Source organism: Streptomyces sp. NPDC004667 (assembly GCF_040609475.1).
Classification (GTDB): domain Bacteria; phylum Actinomycetota; class Actinomycetes; order Streptomycetales; family Streptomycetaceae; genus Streptomyces.
The window spans coordinates 1-15,879 of the sequence record NZ_JBEXKC010000122.1 but is presented as its reverse complement, the minus strand read 5'-3'; the positions used below and the strand labels follow the sequence as shown (position 1 = coordinate 15,879).

Annotated in this window: 17 protein-coding genes and 1 pseudogene; 14 read left to right on the top strand and 4 right to left on the bottom strand. The window is 73.6% G+C overall.

Going from position 1 to position 15,879, the window contains the following annotated elements:
• Positions 1–133 precede the first annotated feature (133 nt).
• The 4 genes from ABZW32_RS36100 to ABZW32_RS36085 all read left to right on the top strand — a co-directional run bounded on the left by ABZW32_RS36100 (position 134) and on the right by ABZW32_RS36085 (position 3,683).
• The gene (locus ABZW32_RS36100; RefSeq protein WP_356224568.1) at positions 134–727 is read left to right on the top strand and encodes a HutD family protein; all 594 of its coding nucleotides are present in this window, start codon (positions 134–136) and stop codon (positions 725–727) included.
• Positions 728–831: 104 nt separating this feature from the next.
• Entirely contained in the window at positions 832–1,593 is a 762-nt protein-coding gene (locus tag ABZW32_RS36095; protein ID WP_356224567.1) for a carbonic anhydrase, read from the top strand.
• Between the two features lie 88 nt (positions 1,594–1,681).
• The gene (locus ABZW32_RS36090) at positions 1,682–2,587 is read left to right on the top strand and encodes an RNA polymerase sigma-70 factor (protein ID WP_356224565.1); all 906 of its coding nucleotides are present in this window, start codon (positions 1,682–1,684) and stop codon (positions 2,585–2,587) included.
• A 346-nt stretch (positions 2,588–2,933) separates the two neighbouring features.
• The gene (locus ABZW32_RS36085) at positions 2,934–3,683 is read left to right on the top strand and encodes a hypothetical protein (RefSeq protein WP_356224563.1); all 750 of its coding nucleotides are present in this window, start codon (positions 2,934–2,936) and stop codon (positions 3,681–3,683) included.
• 243 nt (positions 3,684–3,926) lie between these two features.
• Here the strand turns inward: ABZW32_RS36085 and ABZW32_RS36080 are convergent, their stop codons facing one another.
• The gene (locus ABZW32_RS36080; RefSeq protein ID WP_356224561.1) at positions 3,927–4,622 is read right to left on the bottom strand and encodes a TetR/AcrR family transcriptional regulator; all 696 of its coding nucleotides are present in this window, start codon (positions 4,620–4,622) and stop codon (positions 3,927–3,929) included.
• 129 nt (positions 4,623–4,751) lie between these two features.
• Between ABZW32_RS36080 and ABZW32_RS36075 the strand changes: the two genes are divergently transcribed.
• From ABZW32_RS36075 to ABZW32_RS36045, 7 genes are all read left to right on the top strand, one after another.
• A complete protein-coding gene (locus tag ABZW32_RS36075) occupies positions 4,752–6,467 on the top strand; it encodes an amidohydrolase (RefSeq protein ID WP_356224560.1) in 1,716 nt (571 codons plus the stop codon).
• A gap of 103 nt (positions 6,468–6,570) precedes the next feature.
• Positions 6,571–8,271, top strand: coding sequence for an ABC transporter substrate-binding protein (locus tag ABZW32_RS36070; RefSeq protein ID WP_356224558.1), 1,701 nt, complete (start codon positions 6,571–6,573; stop codon positions 8,269–8,271).
• Positions 8,268–9,284 (top strand): ABC transporter permease, encoded by a 1,017-nt coding sequence (locus ABZW32_RS36065; protein ID WP_356224556.1) that lies wholly within the window; start codon positions 8,268–8,270, stop codon positions 9,282–9,284. Before ABZW32_RS36070 ends, ABZW32_RS36065 begins: the two co-directional genes overlap by 4 nt.
• A complete protein-coding gene (locus ABZW32_RS36060) occupies positions 9,281–10,162 on the top strand; it encodes an ABC transporter permease (protein WP_356224554.1) in 882 nt (293 codons plus the stop codon). The genes ABZW32_RS36065 and ABZW32_RS36060 overlap by 4 nt, the downstream gene beginning before the upstream one ends.
• Positions 10,159–11,181, top strand: coding sequence for an ABC transporter ATP-binding protein (locus ABZW32_RS36055; protein ID WP_356224552.1), 1,023 nt, complete (start codon positions 10,159–10,161; stop codon positions 11,179–11,181). Before ABZW32_RS36060 ends, ABZW32_RS36055 begins: the two co-directional genes overlap by 4 nt.
• Positions 11,178–12,029, top strand: a complete 852-nt coding sequence (locus tag ABZW32_RS36050) for an ATP-binding cassette domain-containing protein (RefSeq protein ID WP_356224550.1) — start codon at positions 11,178–11,180, stop codon at positions 12,027–12,029. The genes ABZW32_RS36055 and ABZW32_RS36050 overlap by 4 nt, the downstream gene beginning before the upstream one ends.
• Positions 12,030–12,118: 89 nt before the next feature.
• The gene (locus tag ABZW32_RS36045; RefSeq protein ID WP_356224548.1) at positions 12,119–12,478 is read left to right on the top strand and encodes a DUF6204 family protein; all 360 of its coding nucleotides are present in this window, start codon (positions 12,119–12,121) and stop codon (positions 12,476–12,478) included.
• A gap of 40 nt (positions 12,479–12,518) precedes the next feature.
• Here the strand turns inward: ABZW32_RS36045 and ABZW32_RS36040 are convergent, their stop codons facing one another.
• Positions 12,519–12,752: a DUF6296 family protein gene (locus ABZW32_RS36040; RefSeq protein WP_356224546.1), complete on the bottom strand. Its 234-nt coding sequence runs from the start codon at positions 12,750–12,752 to the stop codon at positions 12,519–12,521.
• 122 nt (positions 12,753–12,874) lie between these two features.
• On the opposite strand from ABZW32_RS36040, the gene ABZW32_RS36035 reads away from it, so the two are divergent.
• Positions 12,875–13,519: a MerR family transcriptional regulator gene (locus ABZW32_RS36035; RefSeq protein ID WP_356224544.1), complete on the top strand. Its 645-nt coding sequence runs from the start codon at positions 12,875–12,877 to the stop codon at positions 13,517–13,519.
• Here ABZW32_RS36035 and cynR read toward each other — a convergent pair.
• Complete coding sequence (gene cynR, locus ABZW32_RS36030; RefSeq protein ID WP_356224542.1) at positions 13,504–14,451, bottom strand: transcriptional regulator CynR; 948 nt, start codon at positions 14,449–14,451, stop codon at positions 13,504–13,506. The genes ABZW32_RS36035 and cynR overlap by 16 nt on opposite strands.
• A gap of 124 nt (positions 14,452–14,575) precedes the next feature.
• Between cynR and ABZW32_RS36025 the strand changes: the two genes are divergently transcribed.
• Together ABZW32_RS36025 and cynS are read left to right on the top strand one after the other, a co-directional pair.
• Positions 14,576–15,181 (top strand): carbonic anhydrase, encoded by a 606-nt coding sequence (locus ABZW32_RS36025; RefSeq protein WP_356224540.1) that lies wholly within the window; start codon positions 14,576–14,578, stop codon positions 15,179–15,181.
• A gap of 62 nt (positions 15,182–15,243) precedes the next feature.
• A complete protein-coding gene (cynS, locus tag ABZW32_RS36020; protein WP_356224539.1) occupies positions 15,244–15,714 on the top strand; it encodes a cyanase in 471 nt (156 codons plus the stop codon).
• Positions 15,715–15,744: 30 nt separating this feature from the next.
• On the opposite strand, the pseudogene ABZW32_RS36015 reads toward cynS, so the two are convergent.
• Positions 15,745–15,879 (bottom strand): annotated as a pseudogene (locus ABZW32_RS36015) (amidohydrolase); the annotation flags it as partial.

Here is a 15,879-nt window from a genome sequence, read left to right as displayed (position 1 = left end):
TGCGGGGACGACTCCAGGACGTCCTGCGCGGGATCGCCCACGCCGGGTTCCGCTCCTCTTCGCGGGCTCTCCACCCCGTTCGCGGGGAGCCGCAGCCGCGGGACGGTACCGACCCGAGGGAAGGAAAAGCCGCATGACCGGCCCCGCCGACATCCGGATCCTGCGCGCCGCCGTACGAACGGCCGTGCCGTGGAAGAACGGCGGGGGAGTCACCCGCGAGATCGCCGCCCTGCCCGAGCACGCGGGCACGGCGGCGTTCGACTGGCGGATCAGCCTCGCCGAAGTGGACGCCGACGGCCCGTTCTCGGAGTTCCCCGGTGTCGACCGGACGCTCACGCTGGCCGAAGGGGCCGGCATGGACCTCACCGTCGCGGGCGAGCGCCGGCTCGTCGACGAGCGCTACGCGCCGCGGCACTTCCCCGGCGACCGGCCGACCGGGTGCCGGCTGCTGGGCGGCCCCGTCGTCAACTTCAACGTGATGTACCGGCGCGCGAGCACGCTGGCCCGGACCGCCGTCGTGCGCGGCGAACCGACCCTGGCCGTCCTGCCCGGGGAGACCCTGCTGGTCTGCGCGCTCGACGGCCCGGCCGTGCTGGAGCCGGCGGAACCGGCCCCCGGTCCGGCCGTCGAACTGGGGCCGTACGACGCTGCCTTGCTCCAGGGCCCCGCCACCGTGCTCCTGCGCACCCCGGGCCGGGCGGCCGTCGTCACGCTGCACACGGTTTGAGTCGCAGAGGAGCGGTATCGCGCCAAATCTCTCCCCAAAGCTTGGTCAAGAGCAGGTAAAGCGGGATATCGTCGCGCATGTTTTCGATCAAGCAGCCTACGAACATGCGTACTTCACGGCTCAGGACCGCCAACACCCGCGAAACGAGCGCTGGTTCGACCAGCCGACGCACCCTCCTGCGCACCGCCGCGGCCGGGACGGCGGCCGCCGGGTCGGTCCTCGCGCTCGGCTCGGCCTTCCCCGCCTCCGCCGCACCCGCCGGGCCCGCGACCGGTGCCAGGCCGACCACCCCGGAGCAGGCCCTGCGCGAGCTGGCGGCCGGCAACCGGCGCTGGCGCACGTACCGTCAGGAGCACCCGAACGAGTCCCCGTCGACCCGGCTCCGGCTGGCCAAGGGGCAGCAGCCCTTCGCCGTCGTGCTGGGCTGCGTGGACTCCCGGGTCCCGCCGGAGCTCGTCTTCGACCAGGGGCTCGGCGACCTGCTGACCGTCCGCTCGGCGGGCGAGGTGCTCGACGAGGCGGTGCTCGGCAGCATCGCCTACGGGGTCCTGGAACTCGCGATCCCGCTGGTGCTCGTCCTCGGACACCAGTCGTGCGGGGCGGTCGGCGCGGCGGTCCACGCCGACGAGACCGGCGACCGGCTGCCCACGCACATCCAGTACCTGGCCGACCAGATACGCCCGGCGATCGACCGGAGCCGGCAGGGCGAGGCCCGCATCAGCGCCACCATCGACGCCCATGCCCGCCGTACCCGCGACCGGCTCGCCGCCGAACCCGACCTGGCCCGTGCCATATCCGCCGGGAAACTGGCCGTGGCGGCCGCCCGTTACGAACTGGGCGACCAGCGGGTGCGCACCCTCACCTGACGGGCACCGCCCCGGACCGCCCGGGGCCGGGCCGTGAGCCCGGCCCCGCGGCTGGTCCCGGGCGCGGCCCGCCGTGCAGAATCGAACAGTGACCCCGACCGAACCCGAAGCGGACCCCTTCGACGCCCACCGAAGGCTCCTGTTCGCCACCGCCTACCGCATGCTCGGCACGGTCGGCGACGCCGAGGACATCGTCCAGGACACCTGGCTGGCCTGGAACAAGGCCGACCGGTCCGAGGTCCGTCACCCCAAGGCGTACCTCGTCCGCACGGTGACCAACCTGTCGCTCAACCGCCTGACCTCCGCCCGCGCCACGCGCGAGGAGTACGTCGGCCCCTGGCTCCCCGAGCCCCTGCTCACCGTCCCCGACGTCGCGCAGGGACGCGAGCTCGCCGAGAGCGTGTCCACGGCGATGCTGGTCGTCCTGGAGAGCCTCACCCCCGTGGAGCGCGCCGTGTTCGTGCTGCGCGAGGCCTTCGGCTACGCGCACGCCGAGATCGCCGGCTTCCTGGGCCGCCCGGAGGCGACGGTCCGCCAGATCTCGCACCGGGCGCGCAAGCACGTCGCGGAGCGGCGCACGGTCTACGACGCCGACGACGCACGGCGCGAGGAGGTCACGGCCCGCTTCCTGAGCGCCTGCGCCGGCGGCGACCTCAACGCCGTGCTGGAACTGCTCGCCCCCGACGTCACCGCGTGGTCGGACGGCGGCGGCAAGGTCAGCGCCGCCAGGCGGCCGTTGTACGGGGCCGACCACGTGGGCCGATTCCTGATCGGAGTGATCGCCAAGACCGCGCGGGACGCCGTGGACGCCGTCCCCGTCCCCACCCCCGCCGTCATCAACGGCGAGCTCGGCGTCCTCGTCCTGGCGGGCGACACCCCCGTCGGCGCGATCACCTACGACCTGGAGGGCGGCCTGATGCGCAACCTCCGCTTCCAGGTCAACCCCGACAAGCTGGCCGGCCTGCACCCCTGGGACGGACCGCGATCCCGGTGAACGGCCCGGCCGGCTGGAACGCCCAACGCTGAGGCCTTTAGCAGGATCCAGGTGCGGACGGGTGTATTCCGGTAAACGTTTTCCATCCTCTGGCAAAGCATGTGCCGGGCCCTTGCCCCGCCGGGGGGCGACCCGATGGGATGCGCGAGTCCCCATGCTGAGCTCCGCCGGGCCCCAACCCGTCGGCTCCGCCTCCCGCTCCACCGCTCTCGGCGCCGACCGGCGCCCTGCCGGGTGCGGGCGGGGGCGGGGCCGGGTGATCCGGTCTCAGCCGAACCGAACAGAACCGTGACGTGCCGGGCCATCCGGTGCGTCATGCATGCGAACATCGAGGTCGAGTCACATCGTGCGTCAGATATCCTCCGCCGCCAGGCTTCTCACCGTTGCGGCACTTCCGCTGGCGCTGACCGCCTGCTCCTTCACCGCGACGAAGGCCGCCCCGAAGGCAGCCCCGAAGGCCCCGGCCGCGGGCTCGCCGGCTGCCGCCGCGGCGCCGTCGGCCGCGGCCGCGGAGCCCAACAAGGGCCTGCCGACCGGCAAGCAGCTCAAAGCGGCGCTCGCACCCGCTTCGTTCTTCGCGTCCGGCTTCACCGCCGACCCGGAGCTCGCGCGCGACACCGGCGACACGTACCAGCTTCCGGCCGCCGCCGATGTGCCCACCCCCGACTGCACCAAGCTCGGCGGGACCTCGTGGACGGAGATCACCGGGATCACCGGCGTCTCGTTCGCGCAGAACGCCTACGTGGACAAGAACTCCTCCGAGGAGTTCGCCCAGGAGATCGACGTCTACCGGGACACGACCGCCACGACCGTGCTCGGCGCGCTGGGCAAGATCTCCATGGCCTGCCCGAGCTACACCGACGGCGCCACCCACGCCAAGGTGACCGTCGCCGAAAAGCCCCTGGCGGGCGTGGGCGACGGCGCCTGGGTCATCACCCAGACGAGCACCGCCTGGCAGGGCGGCACCACGCTGGTGGCCGCGCGGGTCGGCACCTCGGTGGTGACCGTGCTCGCCAGCAGCGGCAGCGACAACGGCGTCACGGGTGCCACCAAGCTGACGAAGCAGCTGGTGACGTCCCTCAAGGGCAAGGCCTGACGGTCCGCCTGACGGGCCCCCGCCCCGCATGGTGCCGCTCCCGCACGACGGGAGCGGCACCACCGGGCGCTCACCGGGTGCGGTCGAACCGGACGTGGCCTGCGCCGGGTGGAGGCGGCGCTGCCCCCCAAGTCCGCGCCGCCGGCTTCTCGCCGAGACCCAGCACGCGACCCGTGCGCTGCGGCGCCACGAACGCCTCCCGCGCCCACTCGGCCGTGCGCGGCCGGACCGGGGCGGCGGGGTTCAGCCGCCGCGCAGGGTCCGTACCCGCGTCTCGATCGCGGTGATCAGCGCCTCCACCCGCACCTCGAAGATCTGCTCCTCCGTCACCCCGGCGAGCTCGGCGCTCAGCCCGGTGATGTGCGGGAAGCCCACGGGATCCACCAGCCGGTACTCGCGGCTCCAGGAGGACTCGTCGGCCGCGCGGACGTCCGGGTCGAAGAGCAGGTAGGCGGCGCGCTGGCCGACGTAGGCCAGCAGGGAGTCGCCGACCATCCGGTAGTGCACGGCCGCCTCGGCGCCTTCGAGCCCGGCCTCCGTGACGGCGCCGAGGATCAGTTCCACCACCCGGAACTCGTTGGGCCTGCGGGTGGTCCGGCTGGCCATGGTCGAGCCGACCACGGGGTACTTGAGGGCGACCTCCAGAGAGCCGGCGGCCAGGGCCCGCAGCCGGTCCTTCCAGTCGAGGCCCCCGGGGATGCTGTCGAGGACCTCGCCCAGGGTGCGGTCCGCCACGGACAGCAGCAGGTCGTCCTTGTCGCGGAAGTGCCGGTAGACCGCCGTCGGGTCGGCACCGAGCTCCTCGCCGAGGCGGCGCACGGTGAAGGCGTCCGCGCTGCCGCGCGCCGCGATGCGCAGGCTCGCTTCGATGATGGCGTCGGGCGTGAGCTGGCTTCCGGCGCGCTTGGACCGGGTGGGTGTCTCGGATGACTTCGGCATGGTGCGGTCAGTGTAACGATGCGGAACAGAGGCAGCGCAACACCGTTGACAACAATGTTGCGCTCCCGTTCACTCCTCCTCAACGAACACGCCGTGCGGGCCCCGCCCGCCGAGCCGGAGGAAGCGTCGATGGACCGGAACAGGCAGTACGGCAGGCAGCGGGCGGACACCGTCTTCGTGGGAGGACAGGTGTTCACCGGGACCGGCGCGACACCGGTCGACGCGGCCGTGGCCGTCGGCGCGGGCCGGATCCTCGCCGTCGCCGACGAGAGCGCCGTGCGCTCCCTCGCGGACGCGGGCACCGAGGTGGTGGACCTCGCCGGCGGGCTGCTCGTCCCCGGATTCCAGGACGCCCACGTCCACCCGGTCGTGGCCGGCGTCCAGATGCTCGGCTGCGACCTGAGCGGGGAGCACTCGGCCGACGGATACCTGGCCGTGGTGGCCGCGTACGCCGCCGCGCACCCCGAAGCGCCGTGGATCCGCGGCGGCGGCTGGTCGATGGACGTCTTCCCCGGCGGCACCCCCACCCGCGCCATGCTCGACGCCGTGGTGCCCGACCGGCCCGTCCTGCTCGGCAACCGCGACGGACACGGCGCCTGGGTCAACACCCGGGCCCTGCGCCTCGCCGGCGTCGACGCCGCCACCCCCGACCCGGTGGACGGCCGGATCGAGCGGGAACCGGACGGGTTCCCGGCCGGCACCCTCCAGGAAGGGGCGGTGGAGCTGGTCGCCCGCCACGTGCCGATCGCCACCGCCGACGAGGCCCACGCCGGCCTCCTCGCCGCCCAGGAGCACCTCTTCTCCCTCGGCGTGACCAGCTGGCAGGACGCCATGATCGGAGCCTTCCCCGGCAACCCCGACAACTACGACGTCTACCTGCGCGCCGCCCGCGAGGGGTCGCTGCGCGCCCGGGTGGTCGGCGCCCTGTGGTGGGACCGCGAACGCGGGCTGGAACAGATACCCGGGATCGAGGAGCGCCGCCGCAACGGACGGGTCGGCCGCTTCAACGCCACCAGCGTCAAGATCATGCAGGACGGCATCGCCGAGAACTTCACGGCCGGCATGCTGGAGCCCTACCTCGACGGCTGCGGCTGCGCCACCGCGAACTCCGGCCTCAGCTTCATCGATCCCGAGCTCCTCACCGAAGCCGTACGGCTCCTCGACCGGTCGGGCTTCCAGCTCCACTTCCACGCGCTCGGGGACCGCGCGGTCCGGGAGGTCCTCGACGCGCTCGAAGCGGCCCGCGCGGCCAACGGCGCCAACGACAACCGCCACCACCTCGCCCACCTCCAGGTCGTCCACCCCGACGACATCGCCCGCTTCGCCCGGGTGGGGGCGGCCGCCAACATCCAGGCGCTGTGGGCCGCCCACGAACCGCAGATGGACGAGTTGACGATCCCCTTCCTGGGGCCCGAACGCGCCGCCCTCCAGTACCCGTTCGGAGACCTCGGGCGCGCCGGAACCCGCCTGGTCGCCGGCAGCGACTGGTCGGTGAGCAGCCCCAACCCGCTCTGGGGCATCCACGTCGCCGTCAACCGGACCGTCCCCGACGAGGCCGCCGGAACCCCCGACGCGGCCCACGGCCCCCACGGCCGCCACGAGACGGCCGCCCCCTTCTTCCCGGAGCAGGCCCTGACCCTCGCCCAGGCCCTGACCGCCTACACCGCCGGCAGCGCCTGGGCGAACCACCTCGACGCCGTCACCGGCACCGTCGAGGAGGGCAAGTACGCCGACCTCGTCGTGCTCGACCGCAACCCCTTCGAGCTGCCCCCCGGCGAGATCGCCGGCACCCGGGTGCGCCGCACCTACCTCGACGGCGAACAGGTCTTCGCCGCGAAGGACTGAGCTCCGGCCCCCACCGGTGACGCACCGCAACGCCCCGGCCGGTCCGCCCGCGGCCGGGCAGCACCACGCCCCTCAGGAAGCTCCCCCCTCACGGAGGCAGACGATGCCATCAGCCCGATCGAGAGCGACACGCACGCAGAACACCAGCCTTACCACCCATACCTCCCGCACCGTCCGCCTCAGGCGCGCCGCGGTCGGCGGCCTCGCCGCCACCGCCGTGTTCCTCACCGGCGGGTGCAGCGGCACGGCCCACCCGGCGAAGGACGCGGCCGCCGCCTACACGATCACCGACCGCACCCCCGCCCCGGCCGGCGACCTCGCCTCCTTCACCTGGTCCACCTTCGCCGAGCCCGCCTCCATCGACTACGCCCAGTCCTTCGACTACCCGCCCAACCAGATCCTCGCCAACGTCTGCGAGAGCCTGCTGCGCTGGAACCCGGACCTCACGACCTCCCCCAACCTCGCGGAATCGTTCACCAACCCCACCCCCACCACCTGGGTCTACCGGATCCGGCCCGGCGTGCGGTTCCACGACGGGACCCCGCTCACCGCCGACGACGTCGTCGCCTCGCTGCGCCGCAACCTGGACCCGGCCGTCGCCAGCGTCTGGGCCTACCCCTTCAAGAACGTCAAGTCGGTGGAGCGCAGCGGTGACATGGAGGTCACCGTCACGCTCACCCAGCCCGACTCCACCTTCAACAAGTACCTCGCCGCCGCCCCCGGCACGGTGGAGTCCGCCGCCACCCTGGCCAAGGCCGGCAAGGACTACGGGAACCCGCAGACCGGCGTCAACTGCACCGGCCCCTTCTCCTTCGGCTCCTGGACCTCCGGCCAGTCCCTCACCCTCAAGCGCAACGACGCCTACTGGAACCCCGAACTCAAGGCCAGGTCCGGCGAGGTGAAGTTCGTCTTCCTCGCCGACGCCACCACCCGGGTCAACGCCTTCCAGTCCGGCGAGGTCGACGGCGGCTGGATGGTCCCGCCCAACGCGTACGCCCAACTGCGCTCCACCCAGGCCGGAAGCCTCTACTTCGGCCGCAACACCACCGTCGCCGACGAGGTCGTCGGCAACCTCAAGGGCCCCCTCGGCGACGCCCGCGTACGCCGGGCCCTGCTCATGGCCATCGACCGCAAGGGCATCGTCAAGGCCGGAGCCGGCGGCGCCGGCGAGGTCGCCGACTCGCTCGTCACCGACAACCTGTGGAGCGACGTGCCCGCGGCCACCCGCGAGGCCCTCCTGAAGGACCTGCCGAAGTACCCCTACGACCCCGCCAAGGCCAAGGCGCTCGCTGCCGAGGCCGGAGTGTCCGGCCAGAAGGTCGTGATCGCGACCAGCCCCCTGGACTCGCAGACCACGATCATCACCCAGGCCGTCGCCCAGGCCGCCACGGCCATCGGGCTCAAGCCGCAGATCGACAGCGTCTCCGCCGAGAAGTACACCGCGCTCTTCACCGACCCCGCCGCACGCGAGGGCGTCGACCTCTTCCTCACCTTCTGGTACACCTCCATCACCGATCCGCTGGACATGTACGCCTCCCTGCGCACCGGCGCGTTCAGCAACTACGGCGGCTGGTCCGATCCCGCCTACGACGCGGCCGTCGACCGGGCCATCGACACCTACGACCCGGCCGGCCACGCGGAGGCCAATGCCGAGGCCCAGCGCATCGCCCTGCGCGAACTGCCCTGGCTGCCCCTGTACACCCAGCCCGTGAGCGTCTTCCTGGGCAAGCGGATCACCGGCGTCCAGCCCTCCATCGCCTACCTCTACTACCCGTGGGCCGCCGAGATCGGAGCCAAGGGATGACCGACGAGCCCCCGGGCACGGCGCCGCCCGCCCCGTCCGGTCCCGCCCCGGCGGTCCTCGCCCGGGCCGGGCGGGTCCTGCGCCGGCTCGCCGGGATGGCCGCGACCCTCCTGGTCACCTCCTTCCTGGTGTTCTCCTCCCTCTACCTCGCGCCCGGCGACCCGGTCTCCTTCCTGGTGCGCGGGCGCAGCCCCGGCCCCGAACAACTCGCCGAACTGCGCCACCAGTACGGCTTCGACCAGCCCTTCCTGCTGCGCTACTGGAACTGGCTCGAAGGTGTCGTCCAGGGGGACTTCGGCCGCTCCCACCTCTTCCACCAGGACGTCTCCGCGGTCATCTGGTCCCGGCTGCCCTCCTCCCTGCTCCTCGTCGCCACCTCGGCCCTGATGATCGCCGTCGTGGGCGTCGGCGCGGGGATCGTCGGAGCGCTGCGCCGCGGCTCCCGCACCGACCGGACCCTGATGCTGCTGGTCACGGTCGGGGCGGCCGCACCCGCCTTCGTCGTCGCCCTGCTCCTGCGCTCCCTCCTCGGAGTCCGCCTGGGCTGGTTCCCGACCATCGGCAACGGCAGCGGGGTGTTCGACCGGCTGCACCACGTCGTCCTGCCGGCCATCGCCCTGGCCGTGACCTTCACGGCCCTGGTGACCCGGGTGACCCGCTCGGCGATGCTCGACGAACTGCGCCGCGAACACGTCGAGGTCGCGCTCAGCCGGGGCACCCCCCGGCGGACCGTGATCCGGCGCCACGTCCTGCGCAACGCGCTGGGCCCCATCGTCACCGTCTCCGCGCTCCTCGTCTCGGGCATGCTCGTCAGCACCGCCATCGTCGAGACCGCCTTCGGCATGTCGGGCGTGGGCTCCCTGCTCGTCCAGAGCGTCGACCAGCTCGACTTCCAGGTCGTCCAGGCGATCGTGCTGCTGGTCGTGGCCGCCTTCGTCGTCGTCAACGCCCTCGTGGACCTCCTGCACCCGCTGATCGACCCCCGCACGGCGGCCGGGGGGAGTGCCCGATGACCGCAGACACCCGGGCCTCCGCCACGCTTCTGTCGCGCCCCGCCCGCCTCACCCGGCTACGCGCCCTCGGCGGCGGCCCGCTCCAGTGGGCCTGCCTGTTCCTCCTCGCCCTGTTCGTCCTGGTCGCCGCCCTGGCACCCTGGATCGCACCGCACGACCCCACCTTCGGCAGCCTCGGGGACACCCTCCTCGGGCCCGGCGCCGGGCACTGGCTCGGCACCGACCAGGGCGGCCACGACACCCTTTCGGCGCTCCTCGTCGGCACCCGGACCAGTCTGGTCGGGCCGCTGGCCGTCGTGGTGTTCTCCACCGCCATCGGCGTCGCCGTCGGCCTGTTCACCGCGTGGCGCGGCGGCCGGACCGACGCCCTCGCCGGACGCGTGCTCGACGTGCTGTTCGCCTTCCCCGCCCTGCTGCTCGCGATCCTCGCGGTCGCCCTCTTCGGCAAGGGCATGACCGCCCCCGTGCTCGCCATGGCCATCGCCTACATGCCGTACACCGCACGCCTCGTCCGGGGCCTGGCCCTCCAGGAGAAGGCCCGCCCCTACATCGCCGCCTACACCGTCCAGGGCCACTCCGCCGTGTTCGTGACGGTCCGCCGGATGCTCCCCAACATCGCCCCGACGCTCCTCGCCCAGGCGACGGTGAACTTCGGCTACGCCCTGCTCGACCTGGCCGCCCTCTCCTTCCTCGGCCTCGGTGTCCAGCCGCCGACACCCGACTGGGGCGCCATGATCAACCAGGGGCAGGCCGCAGTGCTCCAGGGGCAGCCGCTGTCCGCGGTCGTCCCGGCCGTCGCGGTCGTCGTCGTGGTCGTCGCCTTCACCGTCGTCGGGGAGAGCCTCGCCGACAAGATCGCTGGAAGGGACCCCCGATGACCCTGCTCCGGTACGAAGACCTCAGCGTCACCCTGCCCGGAACGGCCCGCCCCGTCCTCGACGGCATCGGCCTCACCGTCGGGGCCGGCGAGGCCGTCGCCCTGGTCGGCGAGTCCGGGTCCGGCAAGTCCGTCACCGCCCGCGCCGCCCTCGGCCTCTTCCCCGAGGGTGCCCGGATCGACGGCCGGGTCAGCGTCGACGGCACCGACCTCGTCGGAGCCGACGCCGCGAGCCTGCGCGAGGTGCGCACCGCCACCGCGGCGATGATCTACCAGGACCCCCGCGCCGCGATCAACCCCGTCCGCCGCGTCGGGGACTTCCTCACCGAGTCCCTGCGCCTGGTCCACGGCTGGACCCGGGACCGGGCCCGTGCCCGGGCCGCCGAACTGCTCGGCGCGGTCGGTCTCCCCGACCCCGTCCGCCACCTGGACCAGTACCCGCACGAGCTGTCCGGCGGCATGCTCCAGCGCGTCGTGATCGCCGCCGCCCTGACCGCCGAACCCCGCCTGCTGCTGTGCGACGAGCCGACCACCGCCCTCGACGTCAGCACCCAGGCGGAGATCCTCGCCGTCCTCGGCCGGCTGCGGCGCGAACGCGGCCTGGGCCTGCTCCTGATCACCCACGACATCGAACTCGCCGCCTCCGTCAGCGACCGGATCTACGTGATGTACGCGGGCCGCATCGTCGAGACCGCCCCCGTGGGAGACCTCTTCACCACGCCCCGGCACCCGTACACCGCCGGACTGCTCGGCTCCTCCCCGCCGCTGGACGGCAGGGCGCCCGAGCGGCTCGTCCCCATCCCCGGGGCCCCCATGGGCCTGCTCGAATCCGCCACCGGCTGCGCCTTCGCCCCGCGCTGCCGCTACGCCGAACCCGGCCGCTGCGACCAGTCACCGCCCCCACTGAGCGAGCACGGCCCGGCCCTGGTCGCCTGCCACCGGGCCGGCGAACTGACCCTCACACCCGACCGCGACCGGCACGGCGACCACCGTCCCCACCCGAACCAGGAGGTCAGGTGACCACCGACCAGCCCCCGCTCCTGCGGGTCGAAGGACTGCGCAAGACCTACCGGAGCGGCGCCGCCGAGGTCGTCGCCGTCGACGGCCTGTCCTTCACGCTGCGCCCCGGCGGCGCCCTCGGCATCGTCGGCGAGTCCGGATCGGGGAAGACCACCACCGCCCGGATGCTGATCGGCCTCGAACGCCCCGACTCCGGGGAGATCCACGTCCAGGGCCGCCCCCTGGCCGCGTCCGTACGCGGCAGGGCGGCCCGGCTGGCGCGCGCCAAGGCCGTCCAGATCGTCTTCCAGGACCCCTACCTCTCGCTCGACGCCCGGATCACGATCGGGGCCACCCTCGACGGGGTGCTCCGGCTGCACGGAACCCGCGACCCGGCCGAGCGCGCCGCCCGAGTCCGGGCGCTCCTCGCCCGGGTCGGGCTCGGCGACCGGGAAGCGGCGGCCCTGCCCCGCCACCTCTCCGGCGGCCAGCGCCAGCGCGCCGCGATCGCCCGCGCCCTCGCCGTCGAACCGGCCGTGCTCGTCCTCGACGAAGCCGTGTCCGCCCTGGACGTGTCCGTGCAGGCCCAGGTCCTCAACCTGCTCGCCGACATCCGCCGCGACACCGGCATCGGCCTGGTCTTCGTCAGCCACGACCTGGCCGTGGTCCGCTACGTGTGCGACGAAGCCCTCGTCATGTACCGGGGCCGGACCATGGAACACCGGCCCGTCGCCGAACTGCTCACCACCCCGCACCATCCGTACACCCGGCTGCTCCTGGCCTCCGTCCCCCGTCCCGGCTGGGACCCCGACTCCATCAGCCGCCGGCGCCGCGCCCTCGACCCCCTGGGAGCCCCCGTCGACAGGTGACCCGTCCGTGCGCGAACCCGTCCGGGCCGCCCCCGGCGACCGCCGAAAATGCGGTGCGCCGCGCGGGCGGCCCCGTCTACGGTGACACGATGAGCACCCGCACCTTCCGCGTCACCGTCCGCGGCTTCTTCGACGGCCTCACCGCCGAACAGCACGCCGAGCTGACGGCCGCGGCCCCCGAACACGACGTACTGCGCGCCTCGTTCACCACCGAGGGGAACCTCTCCTACGAGCTCGCCGCCCGCAACTCCTTCACCTTCCGCTTCCTCGACTCGGGGGAGGCGGAGGAGGACATCCTCGAAGCCACCGCCCGCGCCGAACTGGCCGCCGAGAGCTGGATGACGGAACGCGGCTACGGCTTCAAGCGGCTGCGCTCCAGCGCCGAGGACCTCTCGCTCGCCAAGCAGAGCAAGCGCCAGCGCCAGGCGGCGGCCCGCGCGGACTCCTGAGCGACCGCTCCCGCCGCCCGCCCGGACCGGCGGACCGGGGTCACCCGTCCGGCAGCGGGCGGGCCGCCAGCGGGTGCGCGGGGACCTGGTGGCCGCCCGAGGGGAGCATGCGCACCTCGCCCCGGTCGCTGATCTCCGCGCGGACGATGCCGGTGGCGTCGGCGTACACCGGGTGGCCGCCCGGCCCCGCGGTGTCGGTGCGGTCCACCACCACGACGTCCTCGCCCGTCCCGTCGGTGGAGGGGAAGACCAGCTCGTACCGCCTGCCGCTCATGTAGCCACTCCCGTCGGTACCCGACCCCCTCTCCCTCCCATCCTGGGCCGACCCGGCCCGGCCCGCCCGGCGAGCGCTTACCTGATGAGATAGTGGCGCTCTCCGAGGAAAGGCACACAGGGATGCGGCTGGCGGAGCTGAGCGAGCGCAGCGGTGTCTCCACCGCGACCATCAAGTACTACCTGCGCGAAGGCCTGTTGCCGCCCGGCCGCCGGATCGGCGCGACGACGGCCGACTACGAGGACACGCATCTGCGCAGGCTGCGCCTGGTGCGCACGCTGATCCAGGTGGGCGGGGTGCCCGTGGCGACGGCCCGCGAGGTGCTCCGGCACGTCGACGACGAGTCGCTGGGCCGGACCATCCGCACGGGAGCCGCCCTGTGGGCGCTGCCGCGCCTGCCGGAGCCGGAGGAGGAGGACGAGGCCGTGGTGACGGCCCGCGCCGAGGTGGACCGTCTGCTGGAGGAGCTGGGCTGGTCGACCGCCCGGGAACTGGCTCCCCTCTCCCCGGACCACCGCTCCCTGGTGGTGGCGGTCGCCTCGCTCATCCGCCTCGGCTACCGCTGGGACGCGCGGCTGCTGGCGCCCTACGCCCGCCTGATGCACCAGGTGGCCGTCCACGACCTCGACAACATGGAGGACTACCCCTCGGAGGCGGAGCGGGTGGAGGCGGCGGTCGCCTCCGCCGTCCTCTTCGAGCCGGTGCTCAAGGCCATGCACCGGCTGGCGCAGGAGGAGGAGTCGGCCCGTCGCTACGGGCTCTCCTGACCCCGCACGGTCTGCGTTCCCCCGGGCGGGGCGTACCCCCGGGCGGCGGTCACCTCCCGGGCCAGCGCGGTGAAGGCCCGGGAGGCGCTGCTCCGGTACGCGCCGTCGCGCCGCAGCAGGCACACCGTGCGCGGCGGCAGGGGCGGGTCCAGCCGGATCGGCGACAGCCCGGGATGGTCGTCGGTGACGGCGTCGGGCAGGACGGTGGCCAGGCCGGTCCGCCGCACGAGCTCGGTCAGCGCCTGGACGGATCCGGCCTCCACCGCGACCCGCGGCCGTACCCCGTGCGCGGCGAGGTAGGCGTCGATGTGCTCCCGGGTGGCGAAGTCCCCGCTCAGCAGCGCCAGCCGGCGGTCCGTCAGGGCCGCTACCGGCAGCGGATCCGGCTCCGGAGCCGCGGGGGCCGTACCGCGGCCGCCGACCACCAGGCCCAGGGTCTCGGTGAACAGCCCGGTCGCGGCGATCCCCGGCGGGTGGACGCCCCGGAAGGCGATGCCGAGGTCGGTGTCGTCGGCCAGCAGCGCCGCCTCGATGCGGTCCTGGGGCAGCTCCCGCACCTCCACCGTGATGCCGGGGTGCGCCGTGTGGAAGGCGGCGAGCAGCGGGCCGAGGAGGTACGCCGTGAAGGTGGGGGTGAGGGCCAGCCGCAGGTGGCCGCGGCTCAGGTCGGCGAGGTCGTGGACCGCCCGTTCGGCCGCCGCGAGGTCCCGCAGCGCCCGGCGGGCGTGCTCCGCGTAGACCGCTCCGGCGTCCGTGAGGCGCACCGCGCGTCCGCTGCGGTCCAGGAGCTGTACGCCCACCGTCCGCTCCAGCTGCTTGACCTGCTGGGACAGGGTGGGCTGGGAGATCCGCAGCTCCTCGGCGGCGCGCGTGAAGCTGCTGTGTTCGGCGACCGCGAGCAGATAGCGCAGGTGACGCAGTTCCAAAGCCATGCAACCGACTATAGATGGCATCGATGAGAGTCATCGAATTCTGCTCTTGGACACTATGACCGCAGCTCATGCATGGTGGAACACGTCAGCCCCACGGGGTGGATCCCAGAGAACGGGAGTGACCATGCACGACCTCACCGAGGGCGTCGAGCGGTTCCGCCACGACGTCTTCCCCGCCAAGGCGGAGCTCTTCGCGGAGCTCGCCGCGACCCACCGCCCGCGGACCCTGTTCATCAGCTGCTCCGACGCCCGCGTGGTGCCCGAACTGATCACCCAGAGCGAGCCGGGCGAGCTGTTCGTCGTCCGGACCGCGGGCAACCTCGTCCCCGCGCACACCCCGGGCCCGGACGGGGTGGCGGCCGGCGTCGAGTACGCCGTCGCCGTCCTCGGCGTCACCGACATCGTGGTCTGCGGCCACTCCGCCTGCGGCGCTATGACCGCGCTCGCCGAGGGCCACGACCTCGTGCCCCTCCCGGCGGTGGCCGACTGGCTCCGCCACGCGGACGCCGCCCTCGCCCGTACCGCACCGGCCGACGGCGGCCCGTACCCCCTGGACGCGCTGGTACGGGAGAACGTCCGGGCCCAGCTGGCGAACCTCGCCACCCACCCCTCGGTGGCCCGCGCCCTCGCCGCCCGCTCGCTGGTCCTGCGCGGCTGGGTCTACGACATCCCCTCCGGCGCCGTCGAGGAGATCGAGCGCACCGGCGGCCCCGTCGCCCTCGCGGCCTGACCCGCGCCCCGGTGCCCCTCCCCGCCCCGAACCCCTTCCCCCTCCGAAAGGAAACCCTTCCCATGGTGCACGCCCAGTTCGCCCCCGCCGTCCGTGAGCGGATCGCCGACGCGGCCGTCGAGGCCAAGGTCCGCAAGAACCTGACCTGGCGCCAGATCGCCGACGTCACCGGCCTGTCCGTGGCCTTCGTCACCGCCGCGGTCCTCGGCCAGCACCCGCTGCCCGAGCCCGCCGCCAAGGCCGTCGCCGAACTCCTCGGCCTCGACGAGGACGCCGCGATGTGGCTGCAGACCATCCCCACCCGGGGCTCGATCCCCGGCTCGGTCCCCACCGACCCGACGATCTACCGCTTCCACGAGATGCTCCAGGTCTACGGCACCACCCTCAAGGCCCTGGTCCACGAGGAGTTCGGCGACGGCATCATCAGCGCCATCAACTTCCGCCTCGACGTGCGCAAGGTCGCCGACCCCGACGGCGGTGAGCGCGCCGTCATCACCCTCGACGGCAAGTACCTCCCGACCAGGCCCTTCTGACCCCGGGAACCGGCCCGTCCGCCGGCCGGCTCAGCGGCGCGGCTCCAGGCAGGCCAGCGCCGCCGACGTGAGCGCGCCCACCCCCGCCGGCAGGGCCGTGCGCACGTCGGGCGCGAAGTCCGGCGCGTGATTGGCCGGGAGCCCGGCCAGCTTCGCGGCGGCGCC